The following is a 1,215-nucleotide window of genomic DNA, read 5'->3' as shown; positions in this document are numbered from 1 at the left end:
GAGTTCTGCCGGGACTGACACATCGCACGGAAGGATGGACCTATGGAAGACGATAGTCTGCCGCACGAGGACTACATGGCCGCAGTCGCCGAGAACGCCGAGCTAGGAGAGCCGAAGCGCGAGTACGTCGGCTTTATTCGGATCGCTGGCCAACCAGAAATTCAATTGCGGCTGATGGCTTCGTCGTCGAGCGAAGCCCGAGCAATCGTCATCGAGCAGTATGGCGAGGGGCACGAGATCTCGATATGGAACGAAGAAGCCGCCAGACGTCCCCGGTAAACTCACCTCGACCTCTCCGAGGTTCTCTCGATCGGCGCAACTGAACGGCTCCGGGTTGCATCAAGGCCCAGTGCGGTTTACTAGCGAAAGTAGCGACCGCCATACGCTCCTGCCAGGCGCGACGGACCTCTTACAGTGGCCCCACCGGATGCATTCCGGTGGGGCCACTGTGGTGTCTGACGGCTCATGTGAACCGAGGCCGAGGCGGCAGCGCAGCAGAACCGCTGATCAGAGCATACGGATGGCACTGCGCGTACCGTGAGTACTGACCGCAAGCCCTACCGGCCGACGCCCGAGTGAAGCCGTGCTGCGCCCGGACGGCGGGCGTCGGAGGCGCGGGGAAAGCGGGCAGGGAATCGGCCAGGGAATTCCGAAGGGGAATCCCGGATTTTGTTGTCCGGCATGGGGTGGTGGTGGTGGTGGTGGAGCGCCCGGCGATCGGCATGGGGGCTGCGGCAGGATTTCCTGAAAGCGGTTTCTGATACACTCTCACCCGAGTTTCGAGCCGGGCCCCGAGAAGGGCTCGGCTCGAATTCAGTAGGCCCCAGGAATTCCCAGTCAAGGCCGGATCCACACAGCCGATGCAGCGGGATCTCCTCGCAGCCTCAAACTGATACAGGAGGTGGGCCGGGATCCCTGACCCTACACAGGGCGTCAGCTGGTGCACCCCCGGCCGGGCCACCCTCCCGCTAGTCAGCCTGTAGTGACCCGGGCTCCCCCAAGGCCCGCACTCGTGAGCCTGGCTCAGCCATCGGGCCAGCGTAGCGAAGCGAAGCGGGCCGTGCGGGGCCGGAGCGAAGCGGAGGCTCCGCCAGGTCCGGCGGAGCCGGACCGGCCTGACCGAAGGTCAGGCACGGACAGCGGTCCATAAACTGACCTTGCGCTGGGCGATGGCTCTGGAGAACGCCTGGCTGTCTTCCACTGGCGGCGTGACCC

At 64.8% G+C, this 1,215-nt stretch carries 1 protein-coding gene; it reads left to right on the top strand.

Features of this window, described 5'->3' with window-relative positions; all coding sequences use genetic code 11:
* The first annotated feature begins 42 nt into the window (after positions 1-42).
* Positions 43-279 carry a hypothetical protein gene (locus tag ACWDAK_RS41340; protein WP_427396372.1) on the top strand — a complete coding sequence of 79 codons (237 nt, stop codon included), beginning with the start codon at positions 43-45 and terminating at the stop codon, positions 277-279.
* Positions 280-1,215 lie beyond the last annotated feature (936 nt).

The sequence above is a fragment of the Kitasatospora sp. NPDC001175 genome (assembly GCF_053598215.1).
The sequence above is the reverse complement of the archived record's forward strand: the minus strand, read 5'-3'. Positions and strand labels throughout refer to the sequence as shown.